The 16,239-nt window shown below is 65.2% G+C and carries 18 protein-coding genes; 12 read left to right on the forward strand and 6 right to left on the reverse strand.

The window, feature by feature from the left end:
• Positions 1–99: 99 nt before the first annotated feature.
• The 7 genes from BLT60_RS17290 (at position 100) to BLT60_RS17320 (ending at position 5,789) form a co-directional block, all read left to right on the forward strand.
• Complete coding sequence (locus BLT60_RS17290) at positions 100–1,008, forward strand: AAA family ATPase (protein ID WP_090878268.1); 909 nt, start codon at positions 100–102, stop codon at positions 1,006–1,008.
• Positions 1,005–2,195: a vWA domain-containing protein gene (locus tag BLT60_RS17295; protein WP_090878270.1), complete on the forward strand. Its 1,191-nt coding sequence runs from the start codon at positions 1,005–1,007 to the stop codon at positions 2,193–2,195. Before BLT60_RS17290 ends, BLT60_RS17295 begins: the two co-directional genes overlap by 4 nt.
• A gap of 67 nt (positions 2,196–2,262) precedes the next feature.
• Entirely contained in the window at positions 2,263–2,601 is a 339-nt protein-coding gene (locus tag BLT60_RS17300) for an XdhC family protein (protein ID WP_280138933.1), read from the forward strand.
• Positions 2,602–2,611: 10 nt separating this feature from the next.
• Entirely contained in the window at positions 2,612–3,319 is a 708-nt protein-coding gene (locus BLT60_RS17305) for an XdhC family protein (protein WP_090878273.1), read from the forward strand.
• A complete protein-coding gene (locus BLT60_RS17310; protein WP_090878275.1) occupies positions 3,316–4,932 on the forward strand; it encodes an NTP transferase domain-containing protein in 1,617 nt (538 codons plus the stop codon). Before BLT60_RS17305 ends, BLT60_RS17310 begins: the two co-directional genes overlap by 4 nt.
• Before the next feature lie 151 nt (positions 4,933–5,083).
• Positions 5,084–5,353: an usg protein gene (locus tag BLT60_RS17315; protein ID WP_090878277.1), complete on the forward strand. Its 270-nt coding sequence runs from the start codon at positions 5,084–5,086 to the stop codon at positions 5,351–5,353.
• Between the two features lie 64 nt (positions 5,354–5,417).
• The gene (locus BLT60_RS17320) at positions 5,418–5,789 is read left to right on the forward strand and encodes a cyclophilin-like fold protein (RefSeq protein ID WP_090878279.1); all 372 of its coding nucleotides are present in this window, start codon (positions 5,418–5,420) and stop codon (positions 5,787–5,789) included.
• 6 nt (positions 5,790–5,795) lie between these two features.
• On the opposite strand, the gene BLT60_RS17325 is transcribed toward BLT60_RS17320, so the two are convergent.
• A complete protein-coding gene (locus BLT60_RS17325) occupies positions 5,796–6,557 on the reverse strand; it encodes a proteasome-type protease (RefSeq protein ID WP_090878281.1) in 762 nt (253 codons plus the stop codon).
• Between the two features lie 188 nt (positions 6,558–6,745).
• On the opposite strand from BLT60_RS17325, the gene BLT60_RS17330 reads away from it, so the two are divergent.
• Entirely contained in the window at positions 6,746–7,252 is a 507-nt protein-coding gene (locus BLT60_RS17330; protein WP_090878283.1) for a GNAT family N-acetyltransferase, read from the forward strand.
• Between the two features lie 206 nt (positions 7,253–7,458).
• Here BLT60_RS17330 and BLT60_RS17335 read toward each other — a convergent pair whose 3' ends face one another.
• Positions 7,459–8,898 carry a DUF1254 domain-containing protein gene (locus BLT60_RS17335; RefSeq protein ID WP_425285027.1) on the reverse strand — a complete coding sequence of 480 codons (1,440 nt, stop codon included), beginning with the start codon at positions 8,896–8,898 and terminating at the stop codon, positions 7,459–7,461.
• A 205-nt stretch (positions 8,899–9,103) separates the two neighbouring features.
• On the opposite strand from BLT60_RS17335, the gene BLT60_RS17340 reads away from it, so the two are divergent.
• The gene (locus BLT60_RS17340; protein WP_280138934.1) at positions 9,104–9,295 is read left to right on the forward strand and encodes a TetR/AcrR family transcriptional regulator; all 192 of its coding nucleotides are present in this window, start codon (positions 9,104–9,106) and stop codon (positions 9,293–9,295) included.
• Between the two features lie 13 nt (positions 9,296–9,308).
• On the opposite strand, the gene BLT60_RS17345 is transcribed toward BLT60_RS17340, so the two are convergent.
• A complete protein-coding gene (locus tag BLT60_RS17345; protein WP_090878287.1) occupies positions 9,309–10,250 on the reverse strand; it encodes an SDR family oxidoreductase in 942 nt (313 codons plus the stop codon).
• A 77-nt stretch (positions 10,251–10,327) separates the two neighbouring features.
• On the opposite strand from BLT60_RS17345, the gene BLT60_RS17350 reads away from it, so the two are divergent.
• From BLT60_RS17350 to BLT60_RS17355, 3 genes are all read left to right on the forward strand, one after another.
• On the forward strand, positions 10,328–10,888 hold the full coding sequence (locus BLT60_RS17350; RefSeq protein ID WP_090878471.1) for a TetR/AcrR family transcriptional regulator: 561 nt from the start codon (positions 10,328–10,330) through the stop codon (positions 10,886–10,888).
• 267 nt (positions 10,889–11,155) lie between these two features.
• A complete protein-coding gene (locus BLT60_RS24420; protein ID WP_175478500.1) occupies positions 11,156–11,305 on the forward strand; it encodes a hypothetical protein in 150 nt (49 codons plus the stop codon).
• Between the two features lie 124 nt (positions 11,306–11,429).
• Entirely contained in the window at positions 11,430–12,800 is a 1,371-nt protein-coding gene (locus BLT60_RS17355; RefSeq protein WP_244521317.1) for a DUF1254 domain-containing protein, read from the forward strand.
• A gap of 97 nt (positions 12,801–12,897) precedes the next feature.
• Here BLT60_RS17355 and BLT60_RS17360 read toward each other — a convergent pair whose 3' ends face one another.
• Genes BLT60_RS17360 through BLT60_RS17370 form a run of 3 tightly spaced genes read right to left on the reverse strand, consistent with a single transcriptional unit; the run spans position 12,898 to position 16,113 of the window.
• Positions 12,898–13,719 (reverse strand): transglutaminase family protein, encoded by an 822-nt coding sequence (locus tag BLT60_RS17360; protein WP_090878291.1) that lies wholly within the window; start codon positions 13,717–13,719, stop codon positions 12,898–12,900.
• An 11-nt stretch (positions 13,720–13,730) separates the two neighbouring features.
• Entirely contained in the window at positions 13,731–14,675 is a 945-nt protein-coding gene (locus BLT60_RS17365; RefSeq protein WP_090878293.1) for an alpha-E domain-containing protein, read from the reverse strand.
• 19 nt (positions 14,676–14,694) lie between these two features.
• The gene (locus BLT60_RS17370) at positions 14,695–16,113 is read right to left on the reverse strand and encodes a circularly permuted type 2 ATP-grasp protein (protein ID WP_090878295.1); all 1,419 of its coding nucleotides are present in this window, start codon (positions 16,111–16,113) and stop codon (positions 14,695–14,697) included.
• Positions 16,114–16,239: the final 126 nt, after the last annotated feature.

Consider the following 16,239-nt stretch of genomic DNA (forward strand, 5'->3'; position numbering starts at 1 on the left):
GTTTCACCGGCGGGTCGTGGTGTATCCGCCGCTTGCCCCCGACCACGTGGTCTGTGGTAGGAGAAGGGCCTCACCCGACGCAAGGCTCCTTATCATTCCATGACCGAAATACCGACCGACATCGATGCCACGCTCGCCATGTTGCGCGACGGCGGCTATGTGCCTGACCGCGCGCTGGCGACCGTGCTGTTCCTGTCGCTCAAGATGGGACGGCCGCTGTTTCTCGAAGGCGAGGCCGGCGTCGGCAAGACCGAGATCGCCAAGGTGCTGGCCGACCGGCTGGGGCGGCGGCTGATCCGGCTCCAGTGCTACGAGGGGCTCGACATCGCTGGCGCCGTCTACGAATGGAACTACGCTGCGCAGATGATCGAGATCCGCGCCGCCGAGGCGACCGGCGACATCGATCGCGAGCATCTGGTCGACGACGTCTTCTCGGAGCGCTTCCTCATCCGCCGGCCGTTGCTGCAGGCGCTCGATCCCGATCCGGCCGGGCCGCCGATCCTGCTGATCGACGAACTGGACCGCGCCGACGAGGCATTCGAGGCCTTCCTCCTCGAGATTCTTGCCGACAACCAGGTGACCATTCCCGAGCTCGGCACCATCCGCGCCGACCATCCGCCGATCGTCATCGTCACCACCAACCGCACCCGCGAGATCCATGACGCGCTGAAGCGGCGCTGCCTCTATCACTGGATCGACTATCCGAACTACGCCCGCGAGCTGGAGATCGTCACCACCCGGGTTCCCGCGGCCGGCGAGCGGCTGTCGAAGGAGATCGTCGCCTTCGTCCAGCGGCTGCGCAAGGAGGACCTGTTCAAGAATCCGGGCGTCGCCGAAACCCTCGACTGGGCGACCGCGCTGACCGACCTCGACCGCAAGAGCCTCGACCCGCAGACCGTCGCCGAGACCCTCGGCGTGCTGCTCAAGTACCAGGATGACATCGGCCGGATCGACGCCGAGCGCGCCGGTGTGCTTCTGACGGAGATCGCGGCGGACGCCGCCGAATGACCACCGGGCAGCTGGCCGGCAACATCGTCCATTTCGCCCGCGCGCTCCGTCGCGCCGGCCTGCCGGTCGGGCCGGCCGCGGTCGTCGATGCGATCAGGGCGGTCGAGATTGCCGGCCTCAAGGCCAGGGTCGACTTTTACTGGACCCTGCATTCGGTCTTCGTCACCCGCCACGATCATCACCCGATCTTCGACCAGGCGTTCCGCCTGTTCTGGCGGACCCGCGCGCCTTTCCAGTCGGAAACGTCGCCGGAGGACGAGGATGGCGAAGACGAGCGCGAGGAGGGGATGCCGCCGGCCGCCCGCCGCGTCGCCGAAGCGATGCTGGGCGCCACCGAGGGCGCCGCGGCCAGGCGCAAGTCCGAGATCGAGATCGATGCCCGGCTGACCGTATCGGAGGCCGAGGCGCTGCGCCGCCGCGACTTCGCCCAGATGGACGCCGCCGAGATCGCCCGGGCCGAGCGCGAGATCGACAGTCTGCGCCTGCCCGACGACCGGATCCCGTCGCGACGGGCGATGGCCGCGACGAGCGGCACGATCGACCCGCGCCGCACGCTGCGCTCCAGCCTCCGGTCCGGCGGCGACATGATCATGCTTCGCTACCGCCAGCCGCGATTGGTTCAGCCGCCGATCGTCATGCTTTGCGACATCTCGGGCTCGATGAGCCCCTATACGCGCATCCTCCTGCATTTCTTCCACGCGCTCGGACGCCAGCGCCGGGTCTCGACCTTCCTGTTCGGCACCCGCCTGACCAACGTCACGCGGCAACTGCGCCATCGCGACGTCGACGAGGCGCTGGCCGCCTGTTCGGGCACCGTTGCCGACTGGTCGGGCGGCACGCGGATCGCCTCGGCGCTGGAGGACTTCAACCGCCACTGGTCGCGCCGGGTACTGGGGCAGGGAGCGATCGTCCTGCTGGTCACCGACGGGCTGGAGCGCGACGGCATCGACGACCTTGCCCGCGAGATGGACAGGCTTCACCGCTCCTGCCGGCGGCTGATCTGGCTCAATCCGCTGCTCGGTTTCGAGGGCTTCGAGGCCAAAGCCCGCGGTATCCGGGCGATGCTGCCGCATGTCGACGAGTTGCGGTCGGTCCACTCGCTCGAGGCAGTGACCGATATCTGCCGCGCCCTGTCCGGCGACGCATCGGCAGTGATCGATCCGCGCACCTGGCTGCGGGCTGCCTGATCGGCCTTGGCGTTTTACCAAGGGTCGTTATATTCAGATGGAAATATCGCTATCGATGGAGGCTGGATTGGAAGCCGAGACAGGGTCTGAGACGTATCTTGACGTCCTCGCGACCGCCGAAGCCTGGCGCACGGGCGGCAGGGACGTGGCGATCGCGACGGTGATGGAAACCTGGGGCTCGGCGCCGCGCCCGGTCGGCAGCCACCTTGTCGTCGATGCCGACGGCAACTTCGAAGGCTCGGTCTCCGGCGGCTGCGTCGAGGGCGCGGTTGTCGCCGAGGCGGTCGACGTCATCGGCGACGGCAAGGCGCGGATGCTCGAATTCGGCGTCGCCGACGAGACCGCGTGGCGCGTCGGCCTGTCCTGCGGCGGGCGCATCCGGGTCTATGTCGAGAAGCTGGACTAGCGAAGAAACCATGGACCTCGACACGCTGAAACGACTGAACGCCGCCCGGCAGGCGCGTGAAGCCGCGATCCTGATCACCAACACGGCGACCGGCGACGAACGACTGGTGCTTGAAAAGGACGGCTACGACGGCGACCTGCAACAGGACGAGATCGCCGCGCGGTTCCGCTCCGGCAAGTCGGGGATGGTCAAGGTCGAGGAGGGCGGCGACCTCTTCTTCACCGTCAGCGTGCCGCCGCCGCGCCTCGTCGTCATCGGCGCGGTCCATATCAGCCAGGCGCTGGCGCCGATGGCGCGGATCGCCGGTTTCCACGTGACAATCATCGACCCGCGTACCGCCTTCGCCTCCGAGGATCGCTTTCCCGACGTGCCGCTCTTCGCCGAATGGCCGGACGAGGTGCTCCCCCGGATCGGGCTCGACCGCTTCACGGCGCTGGCCGCGCTGACCCACGATCCGAAGATCGACGACGGTGCCATCGCCGCAGCACTGGACGCCGGTTGCTTCTATGTCGGCGCGCTGGGCAGCCGGAAGACCCACGCCAAGCGTGTCGAGCGGCTGGCTGCCGCCGGTGTCGGCGGCGCCGCGCTGGGGGCCATTCACGCTCCGATCGGTGTCGACATAGCCGCCCAGTCGCCGGCGGAGATCGCGGTCGCGGTCCTGGCCCAGGTCATCGCGGCGCTGCGGCGCCGGGGCATGAGCGACGAGGCGGCGGCGTGAAGTTCGGGCCCGTACCGGTCTCCGGGGCGGTCGGGGCGATCCTCGCCCATTCGGTCCGGCACGACGATGGCGTGCTGCGCAAGGGAACCGTCCTGACGGAGGAGGCGATACGGGCACTCGTCGAGTCCGGCATTGCTGATGTCGTCGTTGCGACGTTGGAAGCGACCGATGTTCATGAGAACCCGGCGGCGGAAGCCCTGGCGAAAGCGATTGCCGGCGACGGGCTGCGGGTCGAGCCGCCGTTTACCGGGCGCTCCAACCTCTATGCGGAGACCGCCGGCGTGCTGGTGGTCGATCGCGCGGCAATCGACCGGTTGAACCGCGTCGATCCGGCGATCACCGTCGCGACCCGGGACGCCTACGGCGTCGTCGAACCCGGCCGCATGGTAGCGACTGTCAAGATCATCCCCTTCGCCGTGCCGAAGGCGCGGCTGGACGAGGCCTTGCGCATTGCCTCCGGCGCCGTGCGCGTCGCGCCGTTCCGCCCGTTGAAGGTCGGGCTGGTGGCGACGATGTTGCCGTCGCTCAAGCCGACGGTGATGGACAAGACCCGCCGCCTTCTCGAAGAGCGCCTGACAACGGCCGGCGCAACGCTGATGGACGAGAAGCGTGTCGACCACGAATCCGGCGCGGTCGCGGCGGCGCTCGATGCGCTGGCCGGGGAGGGCGCCGAGCTGATGGTGGTCTTCGGCGCATCGGCGACGGTCGACGAACTCGACGAGGTGCCGGCGGGGATCGTTGCCGCCGGTGGGCGGGTGCTGCATTTCGGGATGCCCGTCGATCCCGGCAACCTGCTGGTGCTTGGCGAGATTGGCGAGCGGCCGGTGATCGGCGCGCCGGGCTGTGCGCGCAGCCCCAAGGAAAACGGTTTCGACTGGATTCTCAATCGCTTGCTGGCCGGGCTGAAGGTGACGCCCGACGACATTACCGGCCTTGGCGTCGGCGGCCTGCTGATGGAGATCGTCTCCCGTCCGCAGCCCCGCGAGGGCGGCGAGGCCCGGCCGGAAACCGAAGGCGCGCCTAGGGTTGCGGCGGTTATTCTTGCTGCGGGGCGGTCGCGGCGGATGGGGGGGCCGAACAAGCTGGTTGCGACAGTCGGCGGACGGCCGCTGGTCCGGATCGCGGCTGAGGCGGCGCTGGCGAGCCGGGCGGAATCGGTGGTGGTCGTGACGGGACACCGGCCGGGCGAGGTCGAGACGGCGCTGGGTGGTCTCGAAACGCGACTGGTCCACAATCCGGACTATGCCGAGGGTCTTTCGACCTCTCTCAAGGCCGGGATCGCAGCACTTCCCGAGGACGTCGACGGGGCGGTGGTGATGCTTGCCGACATGCCCGGCGTCGATGCGCAAACCATTGACCAGCTTATCGAATCCTTCGATCCCGACAGCGGCGCGCTGGTCGTGTTGCCGACCTTCCAGGGCAAGCGCGGCAACCCGGTCCTGTGGTCGAAACGACTGTTCCCGGACCTCCTGACAGTCGAAGGCGACACCGGCGGGAGACACCTGTTGGGCACCCACCGGGACGCCGTGGTCGAGGTCGAGACGGGGCGGGCGGTTGCGGTTGACGTTGATACGCCCGAGGCGCTGGCGGCGGTCGGCGGCAAGCCGGCATAGCTGTCAGCACTCGCTCGGACTGGCTGCTAATCGTCTGATTCGATAAAGCTTTTTCCGGTACGACAATTGCATTTTCCAAAACTGCGGGGGAACCTGTTGGCTGGCGAGACAGTTTGAATCGCCGCCAGGACACCATGGAAGGAGCAATGCGATGGCCGGGGAAGTGCTGAGTCACAGGTGGGACGAGTACGGGATGATCACCGCCCAGATTCTGTATCACATGCCGGACCACCCCTCGGTCCTCCAGACCTTCATCTGGCAGACCTTCGATCTGGCGCCGGAGTTTCCCGAACTGCATCGCTTCCTCGATTTCTGGCAGCGGGAACTCGACGGCCCGCTGCATTCGGTGACGGTGGCGCACAAGAAGCTGGTCCGCGCCGGGCAGTTCGAGCCGGTGACGACGCAGATCACCCTGCATTGATTGAACCCGTCGCAGTTTGCCCCTAAACCGGGAGCGGGGTTTCCGGCTGCCGGGGAGGGGCGACATGCGACGGATGACACTGGATTTCGACGGTCTGCGGATCACGCTCGACCTTCGCGACACGCCGACGGCGGACGCGATCTGGGCGGCGCTGCCGTTCAGCGGTTCAGCGCTGACCTGGGGCGAGGAGGTTTATTTCGGCACCGACGTGTCGGTGCCGCGCGAAGCGGATGCGCGGGCGGTGGTCGAAGCCGGCGAGATCGCCTTCTGGACCGACGGCGACGCCATCGCGATCGGCTACGGGCCGACGCCGGCCAGTCGCGGCGACGAGATCCGGCTGGCCAGTCCCGCAAACATCTTCGCGACCACCGAAGACGACGTCCGGACGCTGGCGCGGGTCAAGGCCGGGACGAGGGTCGAGGCAACGCGGGCCTGAGCAGCGTCAGTCGGACGCGTCGGTTTCCCGCGGGTAGGGCGGTGTCGGCAGCGACAGGTGCGCTTCGCGCAGCGCGGCCGACCAGTGTTCGCGCAAATCGTGGAAATAGGGCTCGGCCTCGTCGATGCGGTAGGTGAGCTCCGGCCTGATCGCGTCGCGCCTGAGGACCAGCAGGTCGATCGGCAGGCCGACCGAAAGGTTGGAGCGGATGGTCGAATCCATCGAGATCAGGCCGATCTTCAGCGCGTCGTAGAGTTCGGTTTCCTCGGTGACCGCGCGATCGAGGATCGGCTTGCCGTATTTGTGCTCGCCGATCTGGAGATAGGGGGTGTCCGCGGTCGCCTCGATGAAGTTGCCGGCCGAATAGACCATGAACAGCCGCAGCCGGCCGCCGCGAACCTGGCCGCCGAGCAGGACGGTGACGTCGAAGGTCCCGGACTGGGCCATTTCCTGGGAAATGCCGTCGACCCGGTGAACCTCGCGGATCGCCCGACCGACCATCTGCGCGGCCTTGAACATGCTCTGCGCCTCGACCAGGGTCTCGGACTCGCCGGTATCGGGGTTGTGGAACCCCTCCGAGAGCAGGGTCAGCACCGACTGGCTGACGGCGAGGTTGCCGGCGGTGGCCAGCGCGAAGACATACTCCTCCGGCTTCTGGAACAGGTGGAGCTTGCGGAAGACCGAGATGTTGTCGACCCCGGCATTGGTGCGCGTGTCGGCGATCATCACCAACCCGTCATGCACCATGATCCCAACGCAATATGTCATCGGCGGTTCAACGCGATTCCCATTCCGGCCGGGAGTCTCATCGGAAGCCGCGCCGCTGGCAACAGGAATCCTTCATCAGGCGTCGGCACAGGCAGATTTGCCGCAAGGGTGGTACCGTCGGGCGGCCTGCGACAAGGGGCGGTGGCAGGCGCGCGGCGGCGTTTCACGCGGCGACCGGGAGTGCTCGAATGACGGAGATGGCCCGCTATCGCTTCAGGGCTGCGACGATGGCCGACCTCGGCCTCCTTGCCGGTTGGCTGAAGGCGCCGCATGTCAGCCGCTGGTGGAACAGCGACGCGCCCTTTGACGAAGAGAAACTGGCCGATTCCCGGGTGTCGCGCTGGATCGTCCTGCTTGGCGAAAGACCCTTTGCCTATATGCAGGATTATGCCGTGCACGGATGGCCACAGCATCATTTCGACTATCTCCCCGCCGGATCCCGGGGGATCGACCAGTATATCGGCGAAGCCGACATGATCGGAAAAGGCCACGGTACGGGGTTTATCGGCCAGCGGATGCGGGACCTGTTCGGACAGGGGATTCCGGCCCTGGCAACCGACCCGCACCCGGAAAACAAGAGGGCGATCGCGGTCTACGAGAGGCTGGGATTCCGGATCGTTGGGCAAGCACAGGAAACGCAATGGGGCACCATCCTGCCGATGGAGATATGGGCGGCGTCCCGGGCGCGTGACTGAGTCCGGGCCCTAGCGAGCTTTCGAGCGTTGACGATCGAACGCCGCCGATCCGCTTTCCCACAGGTCGTCGTCCCGGGGCGACCGCAGCACGAGCTCGGTCGGCGCATCGGCGCCGTCCGAGCCCGAGATCATTAGCAAGCCGGCCCGCTTCGCGCGGGCTGGCGGCGGCGGCGCCAACGTGCGCCGCCACTTCGAGTGGCCAGGTATCACTTCGCCACAACGACTCCCGGCGGCTTCCAGGTGCCCTTGCCGATCGGCAGGATCGACGGCGCTTCGGTCTTCGGCCAGTAGAGGCGCATGACCATGTAGATCGGACCATCGGGCGCCGGCAGCCAGTTGGTTTCCTTGTCCTTGCCGGGCGATTTGCTCTGGACGTAGATCGTCAGGGAACCGTCGGCATTCTTCTTCAATTCGGGCAGCATCGGCGAGTTGATCAGGTAGCGGTTGATCGGATTCTCGATCAGGAGCTGGGTCTTGCCGTCATACATGGTCACCGACCAGAAGGCGTTGACCGGCGGATAGTCGCCCTTGGCGAAGGTCAGCGTGTAGTCGTGCTTGCTGCCATCGAGCAGATTGCCCTCCAAGTCATGCCGACCGAAGGGATAGGCGGCCTCGATCGAGTCGTTGCCGTAGATGCCGGCCACTGCGCCGGCGGCCCGCTTGGTCCAGTCGCCATCGAAGAACCCGCTGTCGCCGAAGAGGCTGCTGATCAGCCAGCCGTTGACCGGCGTCTGTTGAGTGGCAAGGTACTTCTTGATCGCGGCATCGCCATCCTTCATCCCGAGGCCGACCTCGATCCGATGGGCGAGCGGAAGCTCATGGAAATCGAACGGCGCGCCGGGGCCGACGCCGATCTTGGCAAGCTTGGAACGGATGTCCGCCTCATTCGGCTCGGCCGGCGCGAATTGCAGGGCGAAATCGAGGTATTCGAAGAAATTCGCCTTGATCAACTCGCTGTCGGCTTTGGGGAAATCAATCTCGGGCGCAGCCGGAGGCGTCGCGGTGCCGAGATAGGCCGAAAGCGGCTGGACCTTGTAGCCGGCCTGGATCTTTTCGACATTGGGCATGTCGTCGGGGCCGAGCAATTGGGTGCGGTAGCCGGCCAGCGCGAATTGCGTCGAAGAGCGGAACATCTTCTTGATGCCCTTCGGCGCCTCGCCCTGCCAGTCGGGTCCGACCACCATGAAATCGCCGCCGTCATTGCCGGTCGCGCGGGAACCGATGTAGCCGAAATTGTAGGTGTTGCCGTCCTCGATCTGGACCGCGAAGTAGCGGCCCTTCTCAACCGCCGGCACGGAAAGGACGATCGGCTCTGCCCGCAGGTCGAGCCAGGCGAAAGAGTATGGCGTGTCGCTGTTCGGGGTGACGATCGCCGTGTCCTTGTAGGTGAAGACACGGGATTCGTTCTTGATCTCGTTGAACGGCGCCTTGAACTGGCCAGAATCCTTGTCGACCGCGTAGGCGTACATCACCGCGTAGTTCATCACGATCGGCAGGCCGTAGACGAAGCCTTCCTGCGCGATCTGCTTGGCCTCGCGGATATCCGGCCAGTCCTCGGCTTGGGCTGACGGACCAGAGGTCGCGAGAAATAGGAACGACAGGCCAATGAAAAGGGGCCTGGAAAGGTAATCCCTAAACGTAAGCAATGAAAAACTCCGATTCTTAAAATGAGGACAAATTCTGCGAACCGCAAATACTACGACACAACGCAGTCATCAATGAGGCGGTTTTTGGGGGCGGAAGGATTTCGCGCGCCAGGCAATATGTAATGGGAGCACCGGCAACATTAAGGGGCACCTGCAATGGCCGCTTCGGGTGAAGAGCCGTCGTTCCCATCCTGCCGACGCCGCCGTGCGGATGTTCTCCCGCTACGGTGTCCAGCGGACGAGCATGGGGGACCTGGCGAAAGAAGCCGGCGTCGGCCGTCAAACGCTCTACAACGTTTTCAGGAACAAGGATGACGTGCTGGGGGCGCTGATCCGCGCCTACACCGAAGGGCACCATCCTGCCGATGGAGGCATGGGCGGCGTCCCAGGCGCATAACTGAGACCGGGCCCTAGGGAGTCCAGCTCAGCGACGTCTTCTGCTCGGAGACCGTCCAGAGCCTGGCTGCCATGTCCCGGTCGAGGGCGCAGGCATCCAGCGGGCATGCGTCGACGGGGCCGACCGTGTCCGCTCGCCGGGTCGGGCCATAGAGCGTTCCGGACTCGACCTCCTTCTCCGTCGCGCACAGGACCTCGGGCCAGGACCCTTTCTCGGCGGACTGTGCGATGATTGGCGAGATCAGGGACCAGACGATCTTGTTGAAGGTGTTGGCCGTGTCGTTCAGCAGATTGGTGCGCGACGCGCCCGGATGACAGACCTGGACGGTGACGGTCCTGCCCGCCGCTTCGACACGGCGCTGGAGTTCGTAGGCGAACATCATCTGCGCGAGCTTGCTCTGGGCGTAGGAATTCCAGGCTGTGTAGTTCGTGTCGAAGTTGAGGTCGTCGAACTGGATTGTCTTCAGGCCCATCTTGTAGGCGTTGCTGCCGACGACCACGATGCGCCCCTGCGACGCCTCGATCCGGTCGAAGAGCAATCCGGCCAGCAGGAAATGCCCGAGGTGGTTCACGCCGAGCTGGCTTTCGAAGCCATCCACGGTGATCACCTGCCGCGCGACCTGTGCGATGGCGGCGTTGCAGACCAGCGCGTCGATCCGGGGGGCCTTGTCGAGGAGCTCCGCCGCGGCGTCTTGCACCGACGCCAGCACCGCCAGGTCCATGCGCACGAAGGTGACGTCGGCGTCAGCGCCGAACTCTTGCTTCAGGGTGGCGATGGCGGCGTTCGACTTCTCGGCGCTGCGGTTCATCATCACCACGCCTGCGCCCTTGGACAGGAGCACGCGCGTCGCCTCGAACCCCGCGCCACCGTTGGCCCCGGTGATGACATAGGTTCTGCCGGCGAGGGAGCCGAGTCGTTCCGGCGTCCAGCCCTTCGGTCCGAATTTCCTGTTCATTTCATGCTCCTGTCATTGGACATTTCTCGTTCGTTTGTCTAATTGACAATTTCGATCCAAATGTCAATATGTCGAACATGACCAAGACCGAAAAAAACATCCTCGACGCCGCCGTGCGGCTTTTTTCCCGCTACGGCGTCAAGCGGACGAGCATGGGAGACCTGGCGCAGGAGGCCGGCGTCAGCCGTCAAACCCTCTACAACGCCTTCAAGAACAAGGATGACGTGCTGCGCGCACTGATCCGCGCCTACACCGAAGAGGCGTTGGCCGAGATCGAGGCCGGATTCGACGGGGTCCAGGCCCTCGGCGATCAGCTCGACATCGTCTTCGACAAGATGGTTGTCGCCGGATTCGACCTCGTCGCGACGATGCCGAACGCGCAGGATCTCATCGACGGCTTCAACTCGGCTGGCAAGGAGGAGATGGGCGCCTCGGCGGAGAAATTCCGCGTTGTGATCGAGCGCGTGCTGTCACCCCATCAGGCGGCCCTGGCGAAGGCCGGTCTCACGCCTGCGGACCTGTCGGACTTCGTCCAGCGAAGCGCCAAGGCGGCCGGCGGCGCCGCTCGCGACAAGGATCAACTCGTCGCGCATCTGCGGACCCTCAAGCACCTCTGCCTGGCGGCATCCGGCCAATAGGGAGGTGTGGGGAAAAGGTCAGTACAGCTCCTGCCGGGGGCAGGGTCCACCATCGACCGGGCAATGACGGCCGCAACACAAGCCCGGTCGGCGCATGGCGTGATCCCCATAGCGACTCAAAGACACTGGCCTGGGGATCGATATGACAGTAGTAACGGTAACGGGATGCCATCGCGAAGCGATCTGACGGGGCGGCACGCGTGACGACTCGCTTGGCCAGTACCTCAGATCATCGAAGTGGACGAGATCAGAATCAGAAATCCATGCGTGGCAGCCTTCGGGACGCTGGCGATCCTTGAAACTCAGGGCCTGGCGCAGGCCGAACCAGAATTCTCGGCGGATGTTTCGGCCAGGATCACAACGCCTGACAGCACCGACACTCGCATCGGCACACTGAATTTCGAACGCCAGACGTAACTGGCGGTGATCGTCGTCACAAAGAAACCGAGATGTCGTCGGCCTCACAGGCGCGATCATTCCAAAAAAACCGAACAGGACATCTTCAATGACATTGTCAAAACTCAAGCTCGCCGCCGTCGCGATGGCTGCGGTCCTCCTTGCGCCTGCGGCTAACGGCGCAGACGTCACGCCGGAGGAAGCACGGGCGATCGCCAAGGAGGCCTACATCTACGGCTTCCCGATCGTCGACAATTACCGCGTTTCGTACGCCTATTTCGTCGACAAGGCCGATCCAGGCTTCAAGGCGCCCTGGAACCAGATCGCCAACATCGCGCGGGTCTTCACGCCGGCCGATACGGCCGTGCAGACGGCCAACTCGGATACGCCCTATTCGTGGCTGGGCATGGACCTGCGTGCCGAACCGATCGTGCTGACATTGCCGGCGATCGAGAAGGATCGGTACTTCAGCGTTCAATTGATCGACGCCTATACGCAGAACTTCGACTACATGGGCAGCCGGACCACCGGCAACGATGGCGGCGTGTTCGTCGTCGCCGGACCGAACTGGAAGGGCGAGACCCCTGAAGGGGTGACGAAGGTCTTCCACTCCGAAACAGACCTGGGGATCGCGGTCTACCGGACGCAGCTCTTCAACCCGGGCGACATCGACAACGTCAAGAAGATCCAGGCGGGCTACAAGGTCGAGACGCTTTCGTCGTTTCTCGGGCAGCCGGCGCCCGCCGCGCTGCCGGCCATCGATTTCCTCAAGCCGCTGACGCCGGAGGAAGAGAAGAACTCGCCGGCATTCTTCGACATCCTGAATTTCGCCCTGGGCTATGCACCGACCGTCCCGTCCGAAGTCGAACTGATGGAGCGGTTTGCCAAGATCGGCGTAGGCCCCGGCAAGACATTCGATCGGGCGTCGCTGTCGCCCGATATGAAGTCCGCGATCGAGGGGGGCATGGCCGACGCCTGGGCTGAATTCGACACGTTCCAAAAGGACAAGATCGACACAGGCAAAGTGACCTCCGGCGATCTTTTCGGAACCCGCGCCTTCCTCAAGAACAACTATCTGTATCGCATGGCCGGCGCCGTTCTCGGCATCTACGGCAACTCGAAGCTGGAAGCGATCTATCCGGTCCTCGCGTTGGATTCCAAGGGCCAGAAACTTGATGGCGCGAACCGCTATGTGGTGCATTTCCCGGCGGGCCAGCTTCCGCCGGTGAACGCGTTCTGGTCGCTGACGATGTACGAACTCCCGGCCAGTCTGCTGGTCGCCAATCCGATCGATCGGTACCTGCTGAATTCGACGATGCTGTCGCAATTCGTCAAGGATGCCGATGGCGGCGTGACGTTCTACTTCCAGAACGAGTCGCCCGGGAAAGACAAGGAAGCCAACTGGTTGCCAGCGCCCAAGGGTCCCTTCTGGATCATCAACCGGCTTTACTGGCCGAAGGAAGCCGCGCTGGATGGCAAGTGGAAGGCACCGACTGCCGAGCGCGTGACCGACTAACTGAACCGTCCGGCGGCATGGCTCGGAGACCCGAGCCTAATGCCGGGCGGTCGGCCCCCAAAGCGGCCCTTGGCAGACCGGATGCCAACCCCCGCAATCAGCCCGCGCGGGCGGTCTCGTTGACCATTATCTTGACTTCCATGGTCTCGTCGGCGCCGCCGTAGCGGGTGCCGCGGATCGGGGCGGCGCCGAGATAGTCGAGACCGACGGCGACCCGGACATAGGAGTCGGTCGCCGCGATGCCGTTGGCCGGGTCGAAGGCGACCCAGCCGAGGTCGTCGACAAGCACCTCGGCCCAGGCGTGGCCGGCGGCCTGGCCGTCGAGCATCTCGGTGTGGAAGAGGTAGCCGCTGACATAGCGGGCCGGCAGGCCGATGTGTCGGGCGGCGGCGATGAAGATGTGCGAGAAATCCTGGCAGACACCGTGGCCATGCGAGAAGGCGTCGATCGCGGTGGTGCCGGAATCGGTGACATTGACGATGAAGTCGAGGCGGTCGCGGATGCCGTTCATGATCGCATAGAGGATCGGCAGCGTGTCGGGCCCGGCCGCCGCCGAGGCCTGTTCGGCCAGCGCCCGGATGCCGGGGCTGGCGCGGGTCAGCGGCGTGTCGCGGAGATAGACCGGAAGCGGCAGGCGCTCGGCCTGGCCGTGGACGATACCGCTGTTGTCCTGGGTCTCGACGACGCCCTCGGCGACGATGGTCAGGCCGTCGAGCGGGCCTTCGACGGTGAAGGACTGGACGGCATTGCCGAACGGATCGCGCGACGCGTCGAGACGGCAGTCCTGGTCGACGTCGATCCGCCAGTTGACGACGAACTGGCTGTCATGGCCACGCGGCGTCAGCCGTAGAATCTGGATCGCCCGGGTCGCGGGCGTCCCGTAGACATAGGATGTTTCGTGGCGGATCTTGAGACGCATTCGGGACAGACTCAGGTCAGGTATTGCTTGGAGATGGTCTCACCGAGACGGGCATTCTCGTCGATGAACTCGGTCAGGAATTCGTGCAATCCCTTGTTCTGGAAGATCTCGGAAATCTGGGCATTCTGCAGCCGGGTCATCGTCGACCGGGCCTGGCGCTGGGCCGGCCCCTGGCGGCCATAGGCCAGCGACAGGTGATCGAGGAAGGTCGCGAGATTCTCGTAACAGGAGGCGAGCGAGCGCGGCATCTTGGCGTTGAGGACGAGGAGATCGGCGATCAGCCACGGCTTCAGGCTCTCGTGATAGACCCAGCGATAGGCGGTCAGCGCCGAGACCGAACGCAGGATCGACGTCCACTGGAAATAGTCGAGGCCGCCACCGACCTGGGCGTCCTCGGGCAGGAGGACGTGATACTTGACGTCGAGGATGCGGGCGGTGGAATCGGCGCGCTCGAGATAGAAGCCGAGGCGGAGGAACCAGTAGGCGTCGTGGCGCAGCATCGTCCGGTAGGCCGAGCCGTCGAAGCGCAGGCAGGCTTCCTTGACCCGGCTGAGGAAGGTGTTGAGCGTCTGGCGGTCCATCCTGGCGCCGTCGTAGCGCTTGAGTTCCTGCCACGCCTCGTTGATCGCCTCCCACATTTCCGCGGTCAGCGCGGTGCGCACGGCGCGGGCATTGTTGCGGGCGGTGCCGAGGCAGTTCTTGATGCTCGAAAAGTTGTCCGGCGAGAAGGCGAGGTAGTCGATGGCCGGGTCGCGATCGACTTCGTCGTGGTGCTCGGTGTAGCCCGAGAGCACGCCGGCGGCGGCCAGCGCCGGCTCCCATTCGCTGGTTTCGCCGGCGAGCGAGTCGGGCACCGTCGCCAGCCGGTTGGCGGCGTCGATGATCCGCGCCGTGTTGTCGGCGCGCTCGACATAACGGCCGAGCCAGAAGAGCGTGTCGGCGGTGCGGCTCAGCATGAGGGAATGGTCCGTGAGATCATGCGTCGAGCACCCAGGTGTCCTTGGTGCCGCCGCCCTGGCTGGAATTGACCACCAGCGACCCCTCCTTGAGGGCGACGCGGGTGAGGCCGCCCGGGACGATGCGGACCTTGTCGGCGCCGTAGAGGACGAAGGGGCGGAGGTCGACATGGCGCGGGGCGATGCCGGCATCGACCACCGTCGGGCAGGTGGACAGCGCCAGGGTCGGCTGGGCGATGAAGTTGTCGGGATCCGCCTTGATCTTCTCGGCGAAGATGTCCCGGGTCGCCTTGTCGGCGGCCGGGCCGATCAGCATCCCGTAGCCGCCGGAGCCCGCGACCTCCTTGACGACGAGGTCGTGGAGATTGTCGAGGACATGGGCGCAGGCGTCCTTCTCGCGGCAGCGCCAGGTCGGGACATTCTTGAGGATCGGCTCCGCCCCGAGATAGAAGCGGACGATCTCCGGCATGTAGGAATAGACCGCCTTGTCGTCGGCAACGCCGGTGCCGACGGCGTTGGCCAGCGTGATGTTGCCGGCCCGGTAGGCATTCATCAGGCCGGGAACGCCGAGCACCGAGGTCGGCAGGAAGGTGAGGGGATCGAGGAAATCGTCGTCGAGCCGGCGGTAGAGGACGTCGACGCGCTTGAGGCCCTCGGTGGTGCGCATGAAGACGACGTTGTCGCGGACCAGCAGGTCGCTGCCCTCGACAAGGTCGATGCCGAGCTTGTCGGCAAGGAAGGAGTGCTCGTAATAGGCGCTGTTGAGCGGCCCCGGCGTCAACAGGGCGACGGCCGGTTCGCCGGGCGCCGAGTTCGGCGCGACGGAGGTCAGCGTTGCCAGCAATTCCTCGGGATAGGTCTCGACCGGATCGATCCGGTATTCGGCGAAGAGGTCGGGGAAGACCCGCATCATCACTTCGCGATTCTCCAGCATGTAGGAGACGCCGGAGGGCGTGCGGGCGTTGTCCTCGAGGACGTAGAAGTCCTCGGCGTCGGTGCGCACCAGGTCGATGCCGGCGATCTGGACATAGATATCATGGGGCAGCTTGAGCCCCATCATCTCCGGCCGGAAATAGGGATTGCGATAGACCAGGTCCGACGGAATGATCCCCGCCTTGAGGATTTCGCCGGTGCCGTAGATATCGGCGAGGAACATGTTGAGCGCGGTGACGCGTTGTTCGAGGCCGGTGGCGAGCTTGCGCCATTCGGTCTTGGTCAGGACGCGCGGGACGATGTCGAAGGGGATGATCCGCTCTTCGGCCTCCTCGTCGCCATAAACGGCGAAGGTGATGCCGATGCGGCGAAAGAGAAGTTCGGCCTCAAGCCTGCGATGCCCAAGCGACTCCGGCGTTTCGGAGTCGAGCCAGCGTTTGATCAGTTCATAGCCGGGCCGGCTGTTGCCGTCGGCACTGCTCATTTCGTCAAAAGGCGCTGGCATGATCCCTTTACTGTTCATTCGCGGCGCGACCGCCGCTGGCCATGGGGGCATCCTAACCCGAATTGCCGTGCCCCATGCAAGCTGATGCAAAAACAACGCCAGCGCGGCGGCTGTGCGGACAGGCCC

The sequence above is a fragment of the Bauldia litoralis genome (assembly GCF_900104485.1).
GTDB lineage: Bacteria > Pseudomonadota > Alphaproteobacteria > Rhizobiales > Kaistiaceae > Bauldia > Bauldia litoralis.

Coding starts and splice junctions, on each gene's coding strand:
- BLT60_RS17290 (WP_090878268.1), top strand. CDS start 100: ATGACCGAAATACCGACCGACATCGATGCCACGCTCGCCATGTTGCGC.
- BLT60_RS17295 (WP_090878270.1), top strand. CDS start 1,005: ATGACCACCGGGCAGCTGGCCGGCAACATCGTCCATTTCGCCCGCGCG.
- BLT60_RS17305 (WP_090878273.1), top strand. CDS start 2,612: ATGGACCTCGACACGCTGAAACGACTGAACGCCGCCCGGCAGGCGCGT.
- BLT60_RS17315 (WP_090878277.1), top strand. CDS start 5,084: ATGGCCGGGGAAGTGCTGAGTCACAGGTGGGACGAGTACGGGATGATC.
- BLT60_RS17320 (WP_090878279.1), top strand. CDS start 5,418: ATGCGACGGATGACACTGGATTTCGACGGTCTGCGGATCACGCTCGAC.
- BLT60_RS17325 (WP_090878281.1), bottom strand. CDS start 6,557: ATGACATATTGCGTTGGGATCATGGTGCATGACGGGTTGGTGATGATC.
- BLT60_RS17330 (WP_090878283.1), top strand. CDS start 6,746: ATGACGGAGATGGCCCGCTATCGCTTCAGGGCTGCGACGATGGCCGAC.
- BLT60_RS17345 (WP_090878287.1), bottom strand. CDS start 10,250: ATGAACAGGAAATTCGGACCGAAGGGCTGGACGCCGGAACGACTCGGC.
- BLT60_RS17350 (WP_090878471.1), top strand. CDS start 10,328: ATGACCAAGACCGAAAAAAACATCCTCGACGCCGCCGTGCGGCTTTTT.
- BLT60_RS17355 (WP_244521317.1), top strand. CDS start 11,430: ATGGCTGCGGTCCTCCTTGCGCCTGCGGCTAACGGCGCAGACGTCACG.
- BLT60_RS17360 (WP_090878291.1), bottom strand. CDS start 13,719: ATGCGTCTCAAGATCCGCCACGAAACATCCTATGTCTACGGGACGCCC.
- BLT60_RS17365 (WP_090878293.1), bottom strand. CDS start 14,675: ATGCTGAGCCGCACCGCCGACACGCTCTTCTGGCTCGGCCGTTATGTC.
- BLT60_RS17370 (WP_090878295.1), bottom strand. CDS start 16,113: ATGCCAGCGCCTTTTGACGAAATGAGCAGTGCCGACGGCAACAGCCGG.